At 64.2% G+C, this 16190-nt stretch carries 16 protein-coding genes; 3 read left to right on the forward strand and 13 right to left on the reverse strand.

Annotation, left to right across the window (positions count from 1 at the left end; translation table 11 throughout):
* Position 1: 1 nt before the first annotated feature.
* Positions 2 to 1393: a DHA2 family efflux MFS transporter permease subunit gene (locus tag QEN71_RS23465; protein ID WP_201662063.1), complete on the reverse strand. Its 1392-nt coding sequence runs from the start codon at positions 1391 to 1393 to the stop codon at positions 2 to 4.
* Between the two features lie 120 nt (positions 1394 to 1513).
* Entirely contained in the window at positions 1514 to 2737 is a 1224-nt protein-coding gene (locus tag QEN71_RS23470) for an aminotransferase class I/II-fold pyridoxal phosphate-dependent enzyme (protein WP_201662066.1), read from the reverse strand.
* A 124-nt stretch (positions 2738 to 2861) separates the two neighbouring features.
* Between QEN71_RS23470 and QEN71_RS23475 the strand changes: the two genes are divergently transcribed.
* Entirely contained in the window at positions 2862 to 3716 is an 855-nt protein-coding gene (locus QEN71_RS23475; RefSeq protein ID WP_201662069.1) for a LysR substrate-binding domain-containing protein, read from the forward strand.
* Between the two features lie 22 nt (positions 3717 to 3738).
* Here the strand turns inward: QEN71_RS23475 and QEN71_RS23480 are convergent, their stop codons facing one another.
* The 8 genes from QEN71_RS23480 to hutH all read right to left on the reverse strand — a co-directional run bounded on the left by QEN71_RS23480 (position 3739) and on the right by hutH (position 12864).
* Positions 3739 to 4401 (reverse strand): hypothetical protein, encoded by a 663-nt coding sequence (locus QEN71_RS23480; protein WP_201662072.1) that lies wholly within the window; start codon positions 4399 to 4401, stop codon positions 3739 to 3741.
* Positions 4402 to 4734: 333 nt separating this feature from the next.
* Positions 4735 to 5547 (reverse strand): N-formylglutamate deformylase, encoded by an 813-nt coding sequence (gene hutG / locus QEN71_RS23485; protein ID WP_201662075.1) that lies wholly within the window; start codon positions 5545 to 5547, stop codon positions 4735 to 4737.
* Positions 5548 to 5593: 46 nt separating this feature from the next.
* Positions 5594 to 6985 carry a formimidoylglutamate deiminase gene (locus QEN71_RS23490; protein WP_201662078.1) on the reverse strand — a complete coding sequence of 464 codons (1392 nt, stop codon included), beginning with the start codon at positions 6983 to 6985 and terminating at the stop codon, positions 5594 to 5596.
* 2 nt (positions 6986 to 6987) lie between these two features.
* On the reverse strand, positions 6988 to 8202 hold the full coding sequence (gene hutI, locus QEN71_RS23495; RefSeq protein WP_201662081.1) for an imidazolonepropionase: 1215 nt from the start codon (positions 8200 to 8202) through the stop codon (positions 6988 to 6990).
* 30 nt (positions 8203 to 8232) lie between these two features.
* Positions 8233 to 8844, reverse strand: a complete 612-nt coding sequence (locus tag QEN71_RS23500; RefSeq protein WP_201662083.1) for a HutD/Ves family protein — start codon at positions 8842 to 8844, stop codon at positions 8233 to 8235.
* A gap of 8 nt (positions 8845 to 8852) precedes the next feature.
* The gene (gene hutU, locus QEN71_RS23505; RefSeq protein ID WP_201662085.1) at positions 8853 to 10541 is read right to left on the reverse strand and encodes a urocanate hydratase; all 1689 of its coding nucleotides are present in this window, start codon (positions 10539 to 10541) and stop codon (positions 8853 to 8855) included.
* A gap of 61 nt (positions 10542 to 10602) precedes the next feature.
* Positions 10603 to 11298 (reverse strand): histidine utilization repressor, encoded by a 696-nt coding sequence (gene hutC, locus QEN71_RS23510; RefSeq protein ID WP_201662087.1) that lies wholly within the window; start codon positions 11296 to 11298, stop codon positions 10603 to 10605.
* Positions 11299 to 11340: 42 nt separating this feature from the next.
* Complete coding sequence (hutH, locus tag QEN71_RS23515; RefSeq protein WP_201662089.1) at positions 11341 to 12864, reverse strand: histidine ammonia-lyase; 1524 nt, start codon at positions 12862 to 12864, stop codon at positions 11341 to 11343.
* A gap of 394 nt (positions 12865 to 13258) precedes the next feature.
* On the opposite strand from hutH, the gene QEN71_RS23520 reads away from it, so the two are divergent.
* Together QEN71_RS23520 and QEN71_RS23525 are read left to right on the forward strand one after the other, a co-directional pair.
* Entirely contained in the window at positions 13259 to 14164 is a 906-nt protein-coding gene (locus tag QEN71_RS23520; protein ID WP_201662091.1) for an NAD-dependent epimerase/dehydratase family protein, read from the forward strand.
* Positions 14165 to 14327: 163 nt separating this feature from the next.
* Positions 14328 to 14510, forward strand: a complete 183-nt coding sequence (locus QEN71_RS23525; RefSeq protein WP_201662093.1) for a hypothetical protein — start codon at positions 14328 to 14330, stop codon at positions 14508 to 14510.
* 42 nt (positions 14511 to 14552) lie between these two features.
* Here QEN71_RS23525 and QEN71_RS23530 read toward each other — a convergent pair whose 3' ends face one another.
* Genes QEN71_RS23530 through QEN71_RS23540 form a run of 3 tightly spaced genes read right to left on the reverse strand, consistent with a single transcriptional unit; the run spans position 14553 to position 16138 of the window.
* Entirely contained in the window at positions 14553 to 15329 is a 777-nt protein-coding gene (locus QEN71_RS23530) for a DUF899 domain-containing protein (protein WP_201662096.1), read from the reverse strand.
* A 51-nt stretch (positions 15330 to 15380) separates the two neighbouring features.
* Positions 15381 to 15809 carry an SRPBCC family protein gene (locus QEN71_RS23535; RefSeq protein ID WP_201662099.1) on the reverse strand — a complete coding sequence of 143 codons (429 nt, stop codon included), beginning with the start codon at positions 15807 to 15809 and terminating at the stop codon, positions 15381 to 15383.
* A complete protein-coding gene (locus QEN71_RS23540; protein WP_201662102.1) occupies positions 15716 to 16138 on the reverse strand; it encodes an ArsR/SmtB family transcription factor in 423 nt (140 codons plus the stop codon). The genes QEN71_RS23535 and QEN71_RS23540 overlap by 94 nt, the downstream gene beginning before the upstream one ends.
* Positions 16139 to 16190: the final 52 nt, after the last annotated feature.

A 16190-nucleotide genomic window follows, 5' to 3' on the forward strand; every position in this document is an offset into this window, starting at 1 on the left:
CTCATGATCGCTGCCGCAGTTCCGCGCCCTCGTCCTTCGACAGCTTCACGAAGAAGAACAGCGAGCACAACACGGCCCCGCCGACCACGAAGAACGCCGGCGAGAAATCGCGCGCGGTGAGGTGCGCGGCGCTGCCGCCGTGCAGATGCGCCGTCAGCGCGAGCAGCGACGCGCCGAACGCGACGCCGAGACTCACCGACAGTTGCTGCGCCATGCCCGAGAGCGCCGTCGCGCGGCTCATCCGCGGCTTGGGCATGTCGGAGTAGCCGAGCGTGTTGAGCGTGACCATCGCGAGCGAATTGAACAGGCCGCCCACCAGCAGCACGCAGAAGATCAGCAGATGCGGCGTGTTGGGCGTGAAGAGCCCGTAGCACGCGTAGAAGCAGCCCGTCATGCAGGTCGCGACGATCAGCACCGTGCGAAAGCCGATGCGCCGGATCGCCGTGCCCATCACGGCACGCACGGCGAGCGAGCCCACCGCCGTCGCGACGCTCAGCGACCCCGACGTGAGCGGCGACAGGCCGAAGCCGAGTTGCAGCATCAACGGCATCAGAAACGGCGACGCGCCGATGCCGATGCGCAGCGGCATCCCGCCGAGCACGGCCGTCCGGTACGCCTTGAAGCGCAGCAGCAAGGGATCGATGATCGCGTCGGCGTGACGGCGGCTATACAGCCAGTACAGCAGCATCGACAGCGCGCCCGTGCCCGTGAACGCGAAAGTCACCCACGGCGGCACGAGCCCGCGCCCCGCCGTATCGAGACCGCCGACCAGACCGACGAGCCCCGTCGACAGCAGGACGAAGCCAGGCAGATCGAAGCGCTCGTCGATCGCTTCGTGCGTGTCGTCGATGAAGGCCAGTGCGCACAACACGCCGATCACGCCGAACGGCACGTTCAGCAAAAAGATCCAGCGCCACGACGTGATCGTGACCACAGCCCCGCCGAGCAACGGCCCGGCCAGCCGCCCCACGGCGCCCGGCACCGTGAACCACACCATCGCCGCGACCATCCGCGCGGGCGGCACGCTGCGCAGCAGGATCAGCCGCCCGACGGGCACCATCATCGCGCCGCCCATGCCCTGCAACACGCGAAACACGACGAGCTGCGGCAGCGACGTCGCGATGCCGCATAACGCCGAAGCCACTGAAAACAGGCCGATCGCCGAGCAGAACACGCGGCGTGCGCCGAAGCGGTCGGCAAGCCAGCCGCTCGCCGGCAGGAACACGGCGAGACTGAGCAGATAGGAAGTGATCGCGAGATTCAGATGCAGCGCCTCGACGCCGAGCGAGCGCGCGATGGAAGGCAGCGCGGTCGCCATGATCGACGTATCGAGGTTTTGCAGGAACAGCGGACAGGCAACGATCAGCGGAATGATGCGGGCGCGGTCGGTCATCCTTTTCTTTTACCGCAAAACGCCCGCGTGTGGCGAGCACCGCTGCACCGCACGGTATTACGGTTTGTTGCGCCCGCTTCTACGTTCGCTTCTACGTATGCTTCCGCGCCCGTTCCGCTGTCAGCGCGCCGTTTCTTCGAGCGCGCGAAGCAACGAAAGCGCGATGCCGCGCGCCGCGAGCTTCACTTCATCGAGCGATGGGAAGGTCGGCGCGATACGCAGATGGCGGTCTTCTTCGTCGCGTCCGTACGGATATGCGGCGCCTGCCGGCGTCAGCACGAGCCCCGCTTCCGCTGCCAGCGCGACCGTGCGTTTCGCATAGCCCTTCGGCACATAGAGGCTGATGAAATAGCCGCCCTCCGGACGATTCCACGACACATCGGGCACGTCCGCGAGCAGCGCTTCGAAGGCAGCCACCACCGCGTCGAACTTCGGCCGCAGCAGCGCGCGATGTTGCGCCATCAAACGTTCGAGACCGGCGCGATCGCGCAGATAACGCAGATGGCGCAACTGGTTCAGCTTGTCGGGACCGATCGTGCGCACGCCCATGTGCTTCTGCCACCAGCCGACATTGCGCGCCGACGACGCCAGAAACGCGATGCTGCCGCCCGCCACCGTCACCTTCGACAGCGACGCGAACACGAGCGCGCGATCCGCATGCCCCGCCCGTTCGCACAGTTCGACGATGTTGGGTGTCGTATGCAGCGTGTCCGTCAAATGATGAAAGCGATAGGCATCGTCCCAGAAGAGCCGGAAATCGGACGCGGCGGCGGGCATCGCGGCCAGACGTTCGATCGTTTCGCGCGACCAGATTGCGCCGCTCGGGTTGCTGTAGAGCGGCATGCACCAGATGCCCTTGATCGACGCATCGCTCTTCACATGCGCTTCCACGACGTCCATATCTGGGCCGTCCTGCGTCGTCGGCACGGGAATCATGCGGATGCCGAGCGCCTCGCAGATCGCGAAGTGCCGGTCGTAACCCGGCACGGGACACAGAAACGCGACCTCGCCCTGCTTGCTCCACGGCGCATCGCCGGGCATGCCGTAGAGCATCGCGAACGCGAGCGCATCGTGCATCAGTTCGAGGCTCGAATTGCCTGCTGCAACCACTTGCGCCGGGTCGACGTCGAGCAGTTGCGCGCCCAGTTCGCGCGCCTCGGGCAAGCCAGGCAGATGCCCATAGTTGCGGCAGTCGATGCCGTCGCGCGACATGAAGCCTGCCGTACCCGCTTCGTCGAGCAGCGCGCGCGACAGGTCCAACTGTTCGGGCGACGGCTTGCCGCGCGACATGTCGAGCCGCATCGCAAGCTGTTTGAATTCGTCGTAGGTGGTCGGCGTGGTCATGAGGTCCCCGTTTGAAGTTCGGTATGAAGCCAGCGTATGAAACCTAGTATGCAGCCGCCCCCGAGTTCAGACAAACGCGTTATATTGAACATTTCGATCAATATTTCTGATAGCGCAGATACGGATGAAAGCCCTCGATCTCGACGTGCTCGCGATGTTCGTCGCCATCGCCGACACGGGCAGTTTCGTGCGCGGCGCAGCGCTCGTGCATCGTTCGCAATCGGCGCTGAGCATGCAGATCCGCTCGCTCGAAACGGCGCTCGGCAAGCCGCTTTTCGTGCGCGGGCCGCGCAGCGTCACGCTCACGCAGGACGGCCAGGTGATGCTCAGCTACGCGCGCCGCATGCTCGCGCTGCGCGACGAAGCGTGGGCGTCTGTCGTGCATCCCGAAGTGACAGGTCGCGTGGCGATCGGCGTGCCGGACGATTACGCGTCGTCGCTGCTGCCGTCCGTGCTGCGCACCTTCTCGGCGACGTATCCGAAGGTCGAAATTCAGGTGGTCAGCTTGCCGAGCAATGCGCTCGCGCCGCTTCTGAAGGACAACAAGATCGACCTCGCGTGCGTCACGCGTGTGAAGGGCCTGGCGGGCGAATTCATCCGGCTCGAACCGATGGTCTGGGCGGGCACGTCCACGGCGGGACGTGAAGTGTGGAAGGAGCGGCCGCTGCCGATTGCGCTGTTCGGTGTCGGCAGTGTTGCGCGCGCGAATGCGATCCAGACGCTCGAACGCGCGAAGATCGCGTATCGCACGTCGTATGAGAGCCCGAGTCTGATGGGCCTGTTCAGCATGGTCGATGCGGGTCTCGCGGTTGCGCCGCTCGCGCGCTGCGCGGTGCCCGAGCGCTTCGTCACGCTGGGGCGCCAGCATGGTCTGCCGAAACTGCCTGAACTGGAGATCATCCTCGCGCGCAGCGCACGCTCGAACCGGCCGCCTTGCGACTATCTCGCTGAACAGATTCTCAGCGAACTGCGGGACTGAGCCCCGCGCGATATCCCGATGCTCAACCCTCTTCGCCCAGTTGCACGAGCAACGCATGCAGCCGCTCGGTGTGACGCAACAGCATGATCCGATGCTTGTCGATCTGTTCGAGACGGCCCGCGAGATCGGCCGTGATCGGATCGTCGAGTTCCGCTGCCGACAGCACGTCTTCGACTTTCGCGCGCACCGATGCAAACTCCACGGGCGGATGCGTAAGCGAACGCTCGAAGCGCCGCACTTCCTGCACGGCGAGATCGCGCACCTTGCGGAAATACGCCTGCCGCCGATGCAGTTCGGCTTCGAGCACATCGTCTTCGGGACGGCGCTGCGGCTGCTGGCCGAAGATCGGTTCGGGCGGACGCAACACTGACTTCTTGCGCACAGGATGCGCGGTGCCGCGAAAGCGCGCGAGCGGCGCTTCGTTGTCGATTGCGTCGCGCGCGTTACCGGGGACGTCGGACGCCTCGTGCGGCGCATCCATCCAGCCGCCCGGCAGCCCTGTCACAGCTTCGACGCCACGCACGAATTCTTCGCTGAAGTCGCGCTGGCCGGCGAGCATCAGCTTCAGATACGACGCGGAGAAAGTCATCATCCGCGCGAGCCGCGCGGCCGCACCGACGTCGCGCGTCAGCAGGCCAAGATTGGCCCGCCAGATGGGTAGCAGGGATTCGTCGGAATATTCCATCGCTGGGTCTTCCTTCATCAGTCTTGCTGCTGGCGCCTGTGTGCCTCTGTACCTGCATCGAGCGGGCCGCACGCGCCGCAAGGCGCATGCCCGTGCGCCGCGTCCGACAAAGATAGACGCATCGCTACGCGGCGCGCAACCAGATTCGCACGGCGGATGCAGCACAAAGACAACACTGGCGCGCATCGCAGCGCGTGTGCACTTCACTGATGAATTGACCCCGCATGGGACGTTGCGTTCCATGTGCGGTGGCAACGGAGCATGCGGAGGACGCGCGGAGCGCGATGTCCGCGCGCGCATGCTCCGTTTAGATACGCTTCTGTGTGGCCGTGTTCAGGCAGAAGCGACGCGATTGAGCGCCGTCTTCACGAGCTTTTCCAGCAGCGGTTCGATCTTCGTCGCGAGCGCTTCGTCGTACGCGTACGGCATCTGCTCCTGCATATACGTGATCTGCGACAGCTCCAGCTGCACCGCATGCACGCCCTGTTCACGCTGGCCGTAGTGGCGCGTGATATAGCCGCCCTTGAAGCGTCCGTTCGCGACGGCCGTATAGCCGCCATGTTCTTCGACGATTTTCGCCAGCGCTTCGGCGAGTCCTGCCACTGCGCTCTCGCCGTTCGACGTGCCGAAGTTGAAGTCGGGCAAACGACCGTCGAAGAAACGCGGCACGTGCGAGCGGATCGAATGCGCTTCCCACAGCAGCACCTTGCCATGCTGCGCCTTCAATGCGGCCAGTTCCCCCTGCAACGCTTCGTGATACGGCTGCCAGTACAGATCGCGACGCCGTGCGACTTCGGCATCGTCGGGCAGACAGCCGTCGCGATAGAGCGGCTCCTTGTCGAAGGTATCGACGGGCAGCAGGCCTGTCGTGTCCTGTCCCGGATAGAGATTTGCGCCATCGGGCGGACGGTTCAGGTCGATCACGTAGCGCGCGTACGTGGGCGCGAGAATCGATGCGCCCATGCGTTTCGCAAACGCATAAAGGCGGTCGAGATGCCAGTCGCAATCGTCGGTGCGCGTGGCGACGTCCGTCATCTGCGCGGCGATATCGGCGGGAATGCGCGTGCCCAGATGCGGGATCGAAATCAGGAACGGCAACGTTCCCCGATGCAGCGAGAAGACAGGCAAATCGTTAGTGGCAGTCATGTCGTCAGGGCTTCCCAAGGTTGAGTCGTAGCGCGTACCTTGCGCTTTACTTCAGCAGTTCGGCAAGCGCCGCGCGATAGTTCGCATACGCGTGCTCCTCGTCGCGATGACGTCGATTGTCGACGACCTTCGCGCCGCCCGCATACACGTCGCGCACAGGCGTTTCGCCATGCTCGCAGAACACGGCGCCCGACAGCCACGCATCGCTCGTCTGCTCCGCGATGTTCGGATGATTCGCATCGAGCACCATGAAATCGGCGCGCGCGCCCGTCTTCAGTGCGCCAACAGCACGTCCCGTCGCGAGCGCGCCGCCTTCCAGCGACGCCGCATAGAGACGGTCCGCGACACGCGGTGTTTGCGTCGACGCGAGCACGTTGCGCTGACGCCTCGACAAACGTTGACCGTATTCGAGCAGGCGCAGTTCCGCACGCCAGTCGACGCCGATATGACTATCGCTGCCGACGCCGATGCGCCCCTGTTGCTCCAGATAATCGTGCGCGGGGAAAATACCGTCGCCGAGATTTGCTTCCGTTGTCAGGCACAGGCCCGCAATCGCGCCGCTCTTCGCGAGGTTCGCTGTTTCATTCGCGTCGATATGCGTCGCGTGCACGAGGCACCAGCGCTGATCGACATCGAAACGGTCGAGCAGCCATTGCACGGGCCGCGCGCCTTCCGTTTCGATGCAGGCGTCCACTTCCGCTGTCTGTTCGGCGATATGGATATGCACGGGCGCGCCTGGCGACATCGCATCGAGTCCATTCAGCAGCGTGCGCAGCGAATCGTTCGATACCGCGCGCAGCGAATGGGGCGCTACGCCATAGCGCAACGCGCCATGTTCGGGGCGCGCGCGGCGCAGCGTATGGAGCAGCGCGAGCAGACTGTCGGGCGTATTGATGAAGCGGCGCTGATCGTCGCGCGGCGGCTGCGCACCGAAGCCCGCATACTGATACAGCACGGGCAGCATCGTGATGCCGATGCCGCTCGCGCCCGCGGCATCGACCACGCGCTGCGCGAGTTCGGCCTCGTTCGCATAGCGCTGGCCGTCCTGCATGTGATGCACGTAATGAAATTCGCAGACGGACGTGTAGCCCGCCTTGAGCATTTCGATGTACAGCCATTGCGCAATCGACGCCAGCCCTTCCGGCGTGATGCGCGCCGCGAAGCGGTACATCAGGTCGCGCCAGCTCCAGAAGCTGTCGACGGCATTTGCACGGTATTCGGTGAGGCCCGCCATCGCGCGCTGAAATGCGTGCGAGTGCAGATTCGGCATGCCGGGCAACACCGGGCCGTGCGCTCTCGCGACGCCGGCGGGCGCTTGCGTATCGGGCGTGACTGACGTTAGAGCGCCGCTAGCATCCCATTGCAGCAGCACGTTTTGCCGCCAGCCTTCGGGCAAAAACGCGTTATCGGCAAACAGCGATTGATTGGCTTGAGTCATGTTCAATTCCGCGTAAAGACCGTCTCGCCGCCGCGCACGACGCGCTCGCACAGCGGCCGGCCGATCCAGTAAGCAAGCTCCGCAAGCGACTGCACCGACCACACCGCGAAGTCGGCGGCGCGACCCACGGCAAGCGTGCCGTGCGTGTCCGCCTTGCCGAGCGCCTGCGCCGCGTGACGCGTCACGCCTTGCAGCACTTCGGGCACTGTCATGCGGAACAGCGTCGTCGCCATGTTCATCATCAGCGGCAGCGAAGTCGCGGGCGACGTGCCCGGATTGCTGTCCGTCGAAATCGCAATCGGCACGCCGTAGCGGCGCAGCAGGTCGACAGGCGGCAACTGCGTTTCGCGGATGAAGTAGAACGCGCCCGGCAACAGCACGGCGACCGTGCCCGATTCCTTCATCGCGACGACGCCCGCTTCGTCGAGAAACTCCAGGTGATCCGCCGACAATGCGCGATGCCGCGCGGCAAGCGCCGTGCCGCCCGCGTTCGACAGTTGCTCCGCGTGCATCTTCACAGGCAACCCACGACGCGCCGCCGCATTGAACACGCGCTCGCTCTGCTCGAGCGAAAAGCCGATGCGCTCGCAAAACACGTCGACGGCATCGACGAGTCCTTCGTCGGCGAGTGCGGGCAGCATGCGCTCGCACACTTCGTCGATGTAATCGTCGGCGCGGCCCGCGAATTCCGGCGGCAATGCATGCGCGCCGAGAAACGTCGTGTACACCGTCACGGGATAACGCTCGCCGAGCTGACGCGCGACGCGCAGCATCTTGCGCTCGCTTTGCAGATCGAGCCCGTAGCCGGATTTGATTTCGATGGCGGTGACGCCTTCGGCGAGCATCGCTTCAAGGCGCGCCGCCGATTGCGCGAACAGCGACGCTTCGTCGGCGGCACGCGTCGCGCGCACCGTCGAGACAATTCCGCCGCCCTGCTTCGCGATCTCTTCGTAGCTGACGCCCGCGAGACGCTGCGCGAATTCATCGGCGCGTTGGCCGCCGTACACGAGATGCGTATGGCAATCGACGAGACCGGGCGTCACCCACGCGCCGCCGAGGTCTTCGCGCGGCCACGCGGCGTACTGCGTGGGCAATTCGCGCGCAGCGCCGAGCCACGCGATGTGGCCGTTCTCGACGGCGATCGCGGCGTCGTCGATCGTTTGATTGGGATCGCCCTGCGGGCAGAGCTTCAGATGGTTCCAGACGGTTTGCTTCATGGCAGGGCTGTCTGTGTGGTGAGCAAGCGTTCAGGCTTGCGGTGGTTCCGTGTAGCGGATCGTGACGGCGAGCAATGCGCCTGTTCCTTTGACGTCGCAGGCAAGCGCGCGTGCGTTGTCGATGCGCAAGGTGTCGTTCGTCACGAGCGTCGTTGTGCGTTCCGATGCGCCGTCGCCCGTCGTGACATGCAACTCGCCTTGCGCGCAGAACAGCAGCACGACGTTGGCATCGAGCTGTGCGCTGTGAGCATCGCGCCACACGTCGACATCGCCCGTTGCCGCGCCACGCCGCACCATCAGATTGAAATCGCGCGTCGCGCCGTCGACGAGACGCGCATCGATCGCCGTCTCGCCTGCGAAGCGCGCGATAGCCAGCGGCTCGCGCAATGCATGCGTAACACCGCCCGCTTCATCGAGCAGCATGCCCGCGCCCGACAACAACGCGAGCGTCCGGTCGATACCCGCGAAGCGCGAGAACGGACCGGCCTGCCCGACATCGGCGACGCTCACGCGCCACACGAATGCATCGAGCGCCGCGCCTTCGGGAAACGCGGCGACTTCGCGCGTGACGCCGCCGCCGTTTTTCCACGGCGACGCCACGAGATCCGCGCCGCGAATGAGCGTTGTGTTGGTCACGCTCATCGTCACGCTCAGCGGCCCAGCATCGGCAGGTTGAGACCGGCTTCGCGCGCGGTCGATTGCGCGAGTTCGTAGCCGGCGTCCGCGTGACGCATCACGCCCGTCGCGGGATCGTTGAACAGCACGCGGCCGAGGCGTTCATGCGCGGCGTCCGAGCCATCGGCGACGATCACGACGCCCGAGTGCTGCGAGAAGCCCATGCCGACGCCGCCGCCATGATGCAGCGAGACCCACGATGCGCCGCCTGCCGTGTTCAGCAGTGCGTTGAGCAGCGGCCAGTCGCTGACGGCGTCCGAACCGTCCTTCATCGATTCCGTTTCGCGGTTCGGGCTCGCGACCGAACCCGTATCGAGGTGATCGCGGCCGATCACGATCGGCGCCTTCAGTTCGCCCTTCTTGACCATCTCGTTGAACGCCTGGCCCAGACGATAGCGATCCTTCACGCCGACCCAGCAGATACGCGCCGGCAAGCCCTGGAACGCGATGCGCTCGCGCGCCATGTCGAGCCAGTTGTGCAGGTGCGGATCGTCGGGGATCAGTTCCTTGACCTTCTGGTCCGTCTTGTAGATGTCCTCGGGATCGCCCGACAGCGCGACCCAGCGGAACGGGCCCTTGCCTTCGCAGAACAGCGGACGGATATACGCGGGCACGAAGCCGGGGAAATCGAACGCGTTCTGCACGCCCATTTCCAGCGCCATCTGACGGATGTTGTTGCCGTAGTCGAGCGTCGCGGCGCCGCGTTCCTGCAGCGTGAGCATCGCCTGAACCTGCTTCGCCATCGACTGCTTGGCGGGCGTCACGATGCTCTGCGGGTCCGTCTTCATGCGTTCGCGCCAGTCTTCGATCTTCCAGCCCTGCGGCAGATAGCCGTGAATGGGATCGTGTGCGCTCGTCTGGTCGGTCACGCAGTCCGGCGTGATATTGCGTGCAACGAGTTCTGCGAACACGTCGGCGGCATTGCCGAGCAGACCGATGGAAACCGGGTTGCCCGTCTTCTTCGCTTCGTCGATCATCGCGAGCGCTTCGTCGAGCGTCTTCGCCTTCTTGTCGACGTAACGCGTCTTCAGACGGAAGTCGATACGCGTTTCGTCGCATTCGACGGCGATCATCGAGAAGCCTGCCATCGTCGCCGCGAGCGGCTGCGCGCCGCCCATGCCGCCGAGACCGCCCGTCAAAATCCAGCGGCCCTTCGGATCGCCGTTGAAGTGCTGGTTCGCCACCGAGAAGAACGTCTCATACGTGCCCTGCACGATGCCTTGCGACCCGATGTAGATCCAGCTGCCCGCCGTCATCTGGCCGTACATCATCAGGCCCTTGCGGTCGAGTTCGTGGAAGTGATCCCAGTTCGCCCAGTGCGGCACGAGATTCGAATTCGCGAGCAGCACGCGCGGTGCATCGGCGTGCGTGCGGAACACGCCGACGGGCTTGCCCGATTGAATCAGCAGCGTTTCGTTCTCTTCGAGATTCTTCAGCGACGCGAGGATCTGGTCGTAGCAGTCCCAGTTGCGCGCCGCACGGCCAATGCCGCCGTACACGACGAGCGCATGCGGATGCTCGGCGACTTCCGGGTCCAGGTTGTTCTGGATCATGCGGTACGCGGCTTCCGCGATCCAGGTCTTGCAGGTTTTCTCGCTGCCGCGCGGTGCGCGGATCGTGCGGGACGGGTCGAGACGCGGGTCGATGTGTTTCGGGTTGTTCATGTTGCCCTCGGAAGCGAAGTCGAAGATAGAACTTGAGCTTGAACTCAAACGAAATCAGAGATCAGAAGTGGCCGGTGAACCGGTAACGGTTGCCGGGGTGCCAGAGATTGGCCACCGAAGCGACCACTCCTTGCGACCACGTGCGACGGTGCAGCACGAGGCAAGGTTCGGCGTCGTCCATCGTCAGAAGCCGACGGTCGTCGGCATCCGGCGCGGATGCTTCGATGCGGTACTCGACGCGCTGCAGCGGCGCGACGCGCACCAGATACTGGTTAGGCGTCGTGTTGGTGAAGTCCTGCAACGCGTACTCGGGTGCGACGGCGGGATTGACCCAGCGTTCTTCGAGTTGCACGGGTTCGTCGTTCTCGAAGTGCAGCACGCGCGAATGAAAGATCGGGTTGCCCGCGCTCATCTGCATTTCGGCGGCGAGTTCTTCGTCGGCGATCGCGGCGCCGACATGCAGCACAACCGCGTGATAACGATGACCGCGCGCGACGATCTCATCCGAAATGCTGCGGATCGCGACCAGCGTCGATTCGTACTTCGGCCGCGCGACGAACGTACCCGAACCCTGAACGCGCGTGAGCACCTGTTCGGCTGTCAGCTCGCGCAGCGCGCGGTTGACCGTCATGCGCGCGACGTTGAATTCGCGTGCAAGCTCGTTCTCCGATGGAACCTGATGGCCTTCGCTCCATTCGCCCGCGTGAATGCGGGCGAGGATGAAGTCCTTGATTCCCTGATAGGCGGGTGCGTTCATGCTGGGCATCTCGGTCGCGCTGCCTTGGCTGTGCCGTGAGGTTTAACGTTGCTCGGAAATGAACGAGAACGGGCTGTGCTTCGCGATCGTGCCGTCCTGCACGAGCTTCGTGATTGCGGCGATGTCGGGCGCGAAGTAGTGGTCGAGCTCGTAGTGCGCCACTTCGGCGCGCACCGTGTCCATCACCTTTTGCAGCGCCGGGCTCGTCTTGTGCGGCGCGCGCAGATCGACGCCTTGCGCGGCGGCCAGCAGTTCGATCGACAGAATGTTCGCGGTGTTGTCGGCGATATCGGCGAGCTTGCGCGCGGCGAACGTCGCCATCGACACGTGGTCTTCCTGGTTCGCCGACGTGGGCAGCGAATCGACGGATGCCGGATGCGCCAGCGTCTTGTTCTCCGATGCGAGCGCGGCCGCCGTGACGTGCGCGATCATGAAGCCGGAGTTCACGCCGCCATCCTTGACGAGGAACGGCGGCAGACCCGACAGCGTCGCGTCGATCAGCAGCGCGATGCGGCGTTCGGCGAGCGCGCCGATTTCCGATGCGGCGAGCGCGAGGTTGTCGGCGGCGAACGCGACGGGCTCGGCGTGGAAGTTGCCGCCCGACAGCACTTCGCCCGTATCCGGGAAAATCAGCGGGTTGTCCGACACGGCGTTCGCTTCGACGAGCAGCACTTGCGCGGCGGCGCGCATCTGGTCGAGGCACGCGCCCATCACTTGCGGCTGGCAGCGCAGGCTGTACGGGTCTTGAACCTTGCCGCAATCGCGGTGCGACAGATTGATCGCCGAACCGTCGAGCAGCGCGCGATACGACCCGGCTGCATCGATCTGGCCTTGATGACCGCGCAGTTCGTGGATGCGCGCATCGAACGGCTTGACGGAACCGGCGGCAGCATCGACAGACAATGCGCCGGCGACGAGGCCCGTGCGATACAGGTCTTCGATCGCGAACATGTTGTACAGCGCGAGCGCCGTCGAAGCCTGCGTGCCGTTCAGCAGCGCGAGGCCTTCCTTCGCTTGCAGCGTCATCGGCTTGAGGCCGACGAGACGCAGACCTTCCGTCGCCGCGACGCGCTCGCCCTTCGCGAACACTTCGCCGACGCCGAGCAGCACGGCCGACATATGCGCGAGCGGCGCGAGGTCGCCCGATGCGCCGACGGAACCCTTCACGGGGATCACAGGCAGCACGTCGGCGTTGAACAGCTTGATCAGCGCTTCCATCACTTCGCGGCGAATGCCCGAGTGGCCGCGGCCGAGGCTCGACAGCTTCAGCGCCATCAGGAGACGCACGACTGGCTGCGACATCGGCTCGCCCACGCCGACAGCGTGCGAGAGCACCAGATTGCGTTGCAGCAGTTCGAGCTGGTCGTGCGGAATATGCGTGCTAGCCAGACGGCCGAAGCCCGTGTTGATGCCGTACGCCGGCTCGCCCTTCGCGGCGATGTCCGCGACGGCTTGAGCGCAGGCGTCGATAGCGGCGAAGCTCGCGGGATCGAGTTCGAGGGTGACCTGTTCGCGTGCGATCTGGCGCAGTTGGGTCAGGGTCAGGGAGCCGGGCGTAAGGATCATGATGTGAGTTCCTGTCTATACAATTTCGAGAAAGTGTAGCGGCGCCAGCTTGTATATACAACTCAAATTTCGCGAGTTGGCGTAAGGGGTTTCCATTAGGCGGAGCGCGCTGGCTGGCATGGTTCTGGCAGTTTTCCGCGCATCTGGCCTGCCGCCTCTACCGGGCCGGGTTCGCCGCAGCCGCCTGGGTGCGAGCCGATAACTTGTATATACACGTTCAATTTTCGGGTTGGCAAGCGGACAAAAACCCGACCCCGCGCGCTCGCCCTGCTTCACACCGCGCTTCGATTCTTGATTCCAGCTCAAAATTGATTTGAGACTGACGCGGTTTTTGCAAGACTCGCTCGCCGCCATACTGACGTCATCGAAGTTTTCTCTAGCGAAGGAGAACGTCTTGAACATTTTCATCACTGGCGCGAGCGGCTTTATCGGCGGATCGATTGCAGCGGGTCTCGTGCGCGCGGGGCATCGCGTGACGGGTCTGATCCGTAATCCGGAACATGCGGCCGAACTGAAACGCCTCGGCATCGAGCCCGTCGTCGGCACGCTCGACGACCGCGATCTGCTCATCGCGCAGGCGCAAGCCGCCGACGCCGTCATCAACGCGGCGAGCAGCGACCATCGCGGCGCGGTTCAAGCGCTGATCGACGCGCTCGCAGGCTCGAACAAGCCTTTCCTGCATACGAGCGGTTCGAGCATCGTCGGCGATGCGTCGGGCGGCGAGCGCGGCGACGCGAAGATCTACACGGAAGACACGCTGCCCGAGCCGACGGCCGACAAGGCGGCGCGCGTCGCGATCGACAATCTCGTGCTCGACGCGGCGAAGCGCGGCGTCCGCTCGTCGGTGCTGTGCAACACGCTGATCTACGGGCACGGCGCCGTGAAAGGCAGCGCGAGCGTGCAACTGCCGCGACTCGTGCGTCAGGCGCAAAAGAGCGGCGTCGTGCGGCACGTGGGCAGCGGCGGCAACATCTGGTCGAACGTGTTCATCGACGACGTAGTCGAGCTGTACCGTCTCGCGCTCGAGAAGAGCCCTGCCGGCACGTTCTATTTCGTCGAAAGCGGCGAGGCGTCGTTTCGCGAGATGACGGATGCGATCGCGAAGGCGATGCATCTCGGCCCGGCACAGGACTGGCCGCTCGATCAGGCGATCGGCGAATGGGGCTATGAAATGGCGTCGTATGGACTCGGCTCGAACAGCCGCGTGCGCGGCACTCGCGCGCGCACCCTGCTCGGCTGGCAGCCGACGCACACGTCAGTCATCGAATGGATCGGGCACGACATGATGAAGGACGCGTAATCAAGCGCGTAAGCAAGCGTGTCGAAGCGGTTTGCGAAGGTTGGCCAGCGCACACGCTGTAAGCTCCGCTGTTGCGTATCCGTAAGCTCGCATCGCTAGAATCGGCGATGTTGGATCGGGTTCATGACGAACCCGATCGATCGGCTCGAGCCCGGATCATTCAATGCTGCTTGCACTCAATTTCGACTGGCTGACCAACCTGCTCGCGATCCTCTTTGTGATCGCGTGCCTGTACGACTCGCGTTACGACGAGTACGGCACGCTGACGCTCGCGTCGGGCGCGATGGGGCTGATCGTGATGGCCATCGAACAGTTTCTCAGGCCGGCGTTCGAAATGTCGCTGTAAACGCAGGCCCGAACGACGCGTTTCAGTGTTGCGTCGACTTCATCACTTCTGCGCCGCTTCATGACAGCAGGCGCTCGCGCCCTGCTTGCTCTCGTCCAGCGTCGTGCCTGTTACGCCATCGTCGTAGCTGTCGTGACGGCGCATCCAGCCCATCATCTTGTTCTCGTCTTCGTCGCGGCCCTTCGGCAGATAATCGAGCAGCGTGTACGTACCGATCAGCGGCTCGCCGCCGCGTGCAAACGATGCGAACGTGCGGAAGATTTCGCTCTTCTCATTCCTGCAGAACACGCTCATGCCGGGCAGTTCGTCGCACGCGTAGTCCTGCATTTCGAAGTTGTATTCGACCTTGCCTGCCGCTTCCTGTTCCGGCGTGAACGACACGTTGAAGTCGTAATTAAAGTCGCTGCCGAACGACGACACCCACGGGAACCGCCAGCCCATGCGCTTGCGGTACGCATCGATTTTCTCGAGCGGCGCACGCGAGACGGCCACATACGTCACGTCGCGATGCGCGAGATGCACGAGCGCGCCGTCGATGTGATCCGACAGGAACGAACAGCCCGGACAGCCCTGCTCCCAGTCCGGCCCGAACATGAAGTGATAGACGATCAGCTGACTGCGTCCCGCGAACAGATCGGCGAGCGTCTTCCTGCCTTCATGCGTGTCGAACGTATAGGTCTTGTCGACCTTCGTCCACGGCAACGCGCGGCGCTTCTTTGCAAGCGCATCGCGTGCGCGTGTGAAGGCCTTTTCTTCCGCGAGATGCGCACGCTGCGCGGCCAGCCATGCTTCGCCTGAAACGATTGTGTGCTCTTCCATCAGTTCCTCCAGTTGCGCGACCCGCTAACGCGTTACAAGCAGGCGCGGTCTTCATGAGAAATAGCGTCCGAGTCCTTCCAGCGCTTCCGTCCATCCACCGCGATGCGAGTCGCGCGCGGCTTCATCGAAGAACCCTTCATGCGTGAGCGTCAACCACGTACCCACGCCATCTGCCTTCAGCGAAAACGTGACGATGGACTCACGTTCGGGCGTCGAACGAAATGCCCATGTGTAGACCAGTTTTTCGTTGATGACGACTTCGCGGAACACGCCGCTCACGTCGTGGATTTCGCCATCGAGCGCGTGCATGACCATGTGAAAGCGCCCGCCCACTTTCAATTCCATCTCCGACAACACCACGTCACAGCTGCCGGGATGCAGCCACTTCACGATCTGCTGCGGGTCCGTCCACGCGCTGAAGACTTTTTCCGGGGACGCGCTGATGTGTCGCTGGAGCGTGAGACTGGGGCGGGCGGACATGCGGTTTCCTCCACGTAGGCGGCCAGTTGATCGAGCGCTTCGGCCCAGAACTGCTGATAGTGCTGCAGCCACGACATCGCCTGCTCCATCGGCGCGGCCGCAAGACGGCACGCCACCGTGCGGCCCGTCTTCGTGCGCGTGATGAGGCCGGCATCCGAAAGCACGTCGAGATGCTTCATGACGGCAGGCAAGGACATCGAAAACGGCTCGGCCAGTTCGGAAACGGAAAGATCGTGGCGAGCCGACAGACGCGCCAATAGCGCACGCCGCGTCGGGTCGGCGAGCGCGGCGAACGTGCGATCGAGGGCGGCATCCTGAAACTTAACCATGAGGTTAAGTGTAGAACGCGGGATCGCGATGTCAAGAATGGATGTGTCTGCG

Source organism: Paraburkholderia sabiae, assembly GCF_030412785.1.
Classification (GTDB): Bacteria; Pseudomonadota; Gammaproteobacteria; order Burkholderiales; family Burkholderiaceae; genus Paraburkholderia; species Paraburkholderia sabiae.

Coding starts and splice junctions, on each gene's coding strand:
- QEN71_RS23535 (WP_201662099.1), bottom strand. CDS start 15,809: ATGTCCGCCCGCCCCAGTCTCACGCTCCAGCGACACATCAGCGCGTCC.
- hutI (WP_201662081.1), bottom strand. CDS start 8,202: ATGAAGCAAACCGTCTGGAACCATCTGAAGCTCTGCCCGCAGGGCGAT.
- QEN71_RS23525 (WP_201662093.1), top strand. CDS start 14,328: ATGCTGCTTGCACTCAATTTCGACTGGCTGACCAACCTGCTCGCGATC.
- QEN71_RS23475 (WP_201662069.1), top strand. CDS start 2,862: ATGAAAGCCCTCGATCTCGACGTGCTCGCGATGTTCGTCGCCATCGCC.
- QEN71_RS23540 (WP_201662102.1), bottom strand. CDS start 16,138: ATGGTTAAGTTTCAGGATGCCGCCCTCGATCGCACGTTCGCCGCGCTC.
- hutH (WP_201662089.1), bottom strand. CDS start 12,864: ATGATCCTTACGCCCGGCTCCCTGACCCTGACCCAACTGCGCCAGATC.
- QEN71_RS23490 (WP_201662078.1), bottom strand. CDS start 6,985: ATGACTCAAGCCAATCAATCGCTGTTTGCCGATAACGCGTTTTTGCCC.
- QEN71_RS23530 (WP_201662096.1), bottom strand. CDS start 15,329: ATGGAAGAGCACACAATCGTTTCAGGCGAAGCATGGCTGGCCGCGCAG.
- QEN71_RS23465 (WP_201662063.1), bottom strand. CDS start 1,393: ATGACCGACCGCGCCCGCATCATTCCGCTGATCGTTGCCTGTCCGCTG.
- QEN71_RS23480 (WP_201662072.1), bottom strand. CDS start 4,401: ATGGAATATTCCGACGAATCCCTGCTACCCATCTGGCGGGCCAATCTT.
- hutU (WP_201662085.1), bottom strand. CDS start 10,541: ATGAACAACCCGAAACACATCGACCCGCGTCTCGACCCGTCCCGCACG.
- QEN71_RS23500 (WP_201662083.1), bottom strand. CDS start 8,844: ATGAGCGTGACCAACACAACGCTCATTCGCGGCGCGGATCTCGTGGCG.
- QEN71_RS23470 (WP_201662066.1), bottom strand. CDS start 2,737: ATGACCACGCCGACCACCTACGACGAATTCAAACAGCTTGCGATGCGG.
- hutC (WP_201662087.1), bottom strand. CDS start 11,298: ATGAACGCACCCGCCTATCAGGGAATCAAGGACTTCATCCTCGCCCGC.
- hutG (WP_201662075.1), bottom strand. CDS start 5,547: ATGACTGCCACTAACGATTTGCCTGTCTTCTCGCTGCATCGGGGAACG.